This is a genomic window from Paenibacillus sp. 01T422 (genome assembly GCF_056398785.1).
The window spans coordinates 1-3,985 of sequence record NZ_JBFTQB010000615.1 but is presented as its reverse complement, the minus strand read 5'-3'; the positions used below and the strand labels follow the sequence as shown (position 1 = coordinate 3,985).

The window sequence follows — 3,985 nt, the reverse complement described above, 5'->3', positions numbered from 1 at the left end:
GAGCGCAGCACAGAAAGAGCAAGAGGCGACCAAGGCTGCCTATGAGAAAGTGAACGTTACATACAACCAATTGAAGCATGATTACGATAAACAGCAGACACTCATGGGTGAACAAAAAGTTAAGTTAGACCAAACGCAAGTGCAAAAGGAACAGCTCCAGCAAGAAGTACAAAAGGGTAAACAAGAGCAGGAGTTAACCAAACAGCAATTACAGCAAGCTAAACAGCAACAAGATCAAATGAAACAGCAACAAGATCAAGTGAAACAACAGCAAGATCAAGCGAAACAACAGCAAGATCAAGCGAAACAGGTTCATGAACAAATCAAACAACAGCTAGAACAAGAAAAAAAGCAGGCTACCCAAACGCGGCAGCTGCTTGATCAAGAGAAACAGCAGCATCAGCAGGCGAAAAAACAAATCGAGCAAGGCAAACAACAACAAGAGCAGTTGAGACAGCAATTGCAGCAAGTTAAACAAGAACAAGACCAAGCGAAGCAGGTTCATGAACAAATCAAGCTACAGCTTGAACAGGAGAAAAAGCAACTAACGCAAGCGCAGCAGCTGCTTGAACAAGGCAAACAAGAACAAGAGCAGCTGAGTCAACAACTGCAGCAAGCTCAAGGAGAGCAAGTTCAGGCTAAAGAGCTTAACGAGCAAATTGTACAACAACTTGAGGAACAGCTCGAACAAGAGAAAAAACAGGTTATAGAAGCACAGCAATTGCTTGAACAAGAAAAGCAGCAGCTGCTAGAACTGCAACAGCAGCTCGAACAAAACAAGCAAATACAAGAACAAATGGAACAGCAATTACAACAAGCTGGCGAGCAGAATAAGGAAGTCACTCTTATTCAAGAGCAAATGAAACAGCAGCTTGATCAAGAGAAACAGCAGCACTTGCTTGCAAAACAACAAATCGAACAGAGCAAACAACAACAAGAGCAGCTGAGACAGCAATTGCAGCAAGCGAAGCAGCAGCAAGACCAAGCCAAGCAGTTTAACGAACAACTCAAACAACAACTCGATCAAGAGAAAAAGCTGGTTGTTAAGACGCAGCAACAGGTTGATTTGGAGAAGCAGCAGCTACTAGAACTCCAGCAGAAGATCGAACAAAACAAGCAAATACAAGAACAAATGGAAACGCAATTACAACAAGCTGGTCAGCAGAATGAGGAAGTCACTCTTATTCGAGAGCAAATGAAACAACAGCTTGAACAAGAGAAACAACAGTATTTACTAGCCAAACAACAAATTGAACAAGGCAAGCAACAACAAGAGCAGCTGAGACAGCAATTACAGCAAGCCAGACAACAGCAAGACCAAGCTGAGCAGAGCAACGAGCAGTTCAAACAACAACTCGAACAAGAGAAGAAGCTAGTTTATAAGATGCAGCAACAGCTTGATCAAGAAAAACAGCAGCATTTAGAATGGCAACAAGAGTTGGAACAACAGTTGGAACAAGAGAAAACTCAGGCAACTGAAGCTCAGCATAAGTTTGAGCAAGAAAAAGAGGAGCTTGTTCAGCAATACTTGCAGGGCAAAGCAGAGTTTGTGAAAGATTTCCAAGATCAACAAACTAACATAGTGCAGCAGTATGAAGGTCAAAAATCTACCATTATTCATCATTACCATGCTCAAATTGAGACGATCATTCAGCAGCAGCAAGAAAGAATCTTGTTGAACAAATATTTGGAAGAAGAAAAAGAGCGACTTCAAGAACAATACAACAGTGACAAAGAAGTATTAATCAATCAGAGTTTGAATGATGATGCCATGCAAAAGGAGCTTCAACAGGTTAAAGAAGAGTACAGAGAACTGCGTGAGGAATACGCTAAGCTGCAGAACGAGTATAATGAATGGATTGAATTAGCTGAAACAGACAGCCCGGCCCGGTAAGCCGAGTGATCATGAACAAATTAGATTATATCTTATTGGCGGTAGTCGCTTTGGGATTACTGGTTGGTTACTTTAGAGGGTTTATTGCCCAAATTGTATCCATCTCTGGGTTTGTACTTGCTTATTTAGTAGCCTTTTATTTTTACAAGGATTTTGCACCCGTGCTTCAAAATGCGATCTCATTGCCTACGTATCAAAGTTATCAGAAATACGAATTTATCGTAAAAGGCCTCAATCTTGATACCTATATCTCGAATGCAATAGCCTTTGCTATCTTGTTTTTTGGAGTTAAATTCGCACTGATCTTCATCGGACGAGCATTAAATATTTTAGCTAAAACACCAGGACTGAACGTCATTAATCGTTGGAGTGGAGCACTGCTTGGCTTAGCTGAAGCACTTTTAATCGTCATTATTGCCGTGAACGTGATCACGATCATTCCATCGGATGGACTTCAAAAGCTGCTCTCGAGCTCAGCAGTAGCACCTTATCTTATTAATGAATTACCCAATATTGCAGGTAAACTGCAAGAGCTCTGGAAGCAAGGGATTCCCATATAAAAGCTGCCGATTTCTATTTTTATAGAAAAATGGCGGCTTTTATTATTTCCGCAACATAAAAAAAGCCTCACCGCGTTTGCCGCGGTAAGGCTTTAGGACATTTTATTAATCAACAATCAATGTTGATTTCATATTTGCATGGCCGTTTCCACACATGATGGAGCATGTAATAGGAAATGAACCCGTTTTATCTGGTGTGAAAGTAAAAGTTTTGTTGCTGTTATCCAGTTTAACGTTGAATTCTTTAATAGCTGCACCGTGGACACCTTGCGAGTTATCAAGCGTAATGGTTACAGGCTGACCTTTTTTTACGTGATATTCAGCTTGGTCATATTGGAAGTTAGTTGCTTTCAAAACCACGCTTTGACCACCAGCAGCTTGAGTTGTTGCAGCAGGAGAAGTCGTTTCTGCCGGCTTGGACTCTTTGCTTCCACAAGCAGTGATCGCAATAACTACAGCAACTCCCATTAAAAGAACGAGTAGTTTTTTCATAATACCCTCCGACTATAAAATGTATTTGTTTTCCTCTCAATTGTACATCACTCATTTGGAAAAAACAGTGACAAACTAGTGAAAGAGTTCGGATAGGGTGGAAAAGGGAAAAGATCGGCCCGGCGATTGGATACGCAGCAGACCGATCTTTTTTGGGCTTTATCATGGCTATCAGGACTACAAACTGATACGTTTATCGACGGTCTTCTCTTCCTGAGATCCCTTGTTCGAAAGGGGTTTTCACAGGAATGAATAAGTCGATGATCCCAATGACTAAAGCGGCTAAAATCGCACCTATGATGCTCGTTGAAACATTGCTTACGACAAACTGGGCGGCCCAAATGACCAGCGCGCTGACCAGAAAGCCTACGATTCCTCTGCCAAAGGGAGTGATTTGCTTGCCGAAAATTCCTTCAATGATCCATGCGGCGATGGCAATGACCAATGCAAGGAAAAACGCGCTCCAGAATCCGCCGACTTGAAATCCTGGCACTAGCCAACTTACAAACATTAATACCAAAGCAGACACAATAAACCTGACCAGATGTCCTAGAAGATGCATTCGAGAACCTCCTTTTTTCTACTATGAGACTAACGCGCTCTCATGACTAGAAAAGATGTTTTGTTGAACTTTGCTTGGTTTGTTTGACATTTATTTCGATTCCTTTGGCAGAAGGAATAGGTGCACAAATTAGTGTATCCAACTTTTGCACAGATTATGGTAGGCAGCATCTTCCATATAACAATTGTCTCCGTAGCTAATCATACGCAAAATGGTTTATAATATAGGATAGAAATGAGGTTGGGACAGTTGAACAAGAAAATTATTAAAACATTAGAATATGCGAAAATTTTACATAAACTAGCTCACCATGCGGCGACTTCTCTCGGGAAGGACGCGGTTCAGAATCTTGAACCGATCGGAGATTTTGAACTCGTTAAGCTGCGACTGCAAGCAACCGATGAAGCGGTAAATGTAGAACGATTGAAAGGTAACGCTCCATTTGGCGGGATACGGGATATTCGCTCTTCCTTGCAC

Annotated in this window: 5 protein-coding genes; 3 read left to right on the top strand and 2 right to left on the bottom strand. The window is 41.6% G+C overall.

The genetic code is table 11. From position 1 onward, the window contains the following. On the top strand, nucleotides 1-1,894 hold a 1,894-nt coding region (locus AC1DUA_RS27355; RefSeq protein ID WP_477502769.1), incomplete at its 5' end, for a hypothetical protein. A gap of 11 nt (nucleotides 1,895-1,905) precedes the next feature. Next, on the top strand, nucleotides 1,906-2,454 hold the full coding sequence (locus AC1DUA_RS27350) for a CvpA family protein (protein ID WP_477502768.1): 549 nt from the start codon (nucleotides 1,906-1,908) through the stop codon (nucleotides 2,452-2,454). Nucleotides 2,455-2,559: 105 nt separating this feature from the next. Here the strand turns inward: AC1DUA_RS27350 and AC1DUA_RS27345 are convergent, their stop codons facing one another. Beyond that, nucleotides 2,560-2,946, bottom strand: coding sequence for a cupredoxin domain-containing protein (locus AC1DUA_RS27345; RefSeq protein WP_477502767.1), 387 nt, complete (start codon nucleotides 2,944-2,946; stop codon nucleotides 2,560-2,562). Nucleotides 2,947-3,139: 193 nt separating this feature from the next. Next, the gene (locus AC1DUA_RS27340) at nucleotides 3,140-3,508 is read right to left on the bottom strand and encodes a phage holin family protein (RefSeq protein ID WP_477502766.1); all 369 of its coding nucleotides are present in this window, start codon (nucleotides 3,506-3,508) and stop codon (nucleotides 3,140-3,142) included. A 249-nt stretch (nucleotides 3,509-3,757) separates the two neighbouring features. Between AC1DUA_RS27340 and AC1DUA_RS27335 the strand changes: the two genes are divergently transcribed. Then, the coding region (locus AC1DUA_RS27335; RefSeq protein ID WP_477502765.1) for a hypothetical protein at nucleotides 3,758-3,985 on the top strand (228 nt) is incomplete at its 3' end.

Bases quoted from the DNA above. Each gene is read 5' to 3' on its own strand.
- AC1DUA_RS27345 (WP_477502767.1), bottom strand. From the start codon at position 2,946: ATGAAAAAACTACTCGTTCTTTTAATGGGAGTTGCTGTAGTTATTGCG.
- AC1DUA_RS27340 (WP_477502766.1), bottom strand. From the start codon at position 3,508: ATGCATCTTCTAGGACATCTGGTCAGGTTTATTGTGTCTGCTTTGGTA.
- AC1DUA_RS27350 (WP_477502768.1), top strand. From the start codon at position 1,906: ATGAACAAATTAGATTATATCTTATTGGCGGTAGTCGCTTTGGGATTA.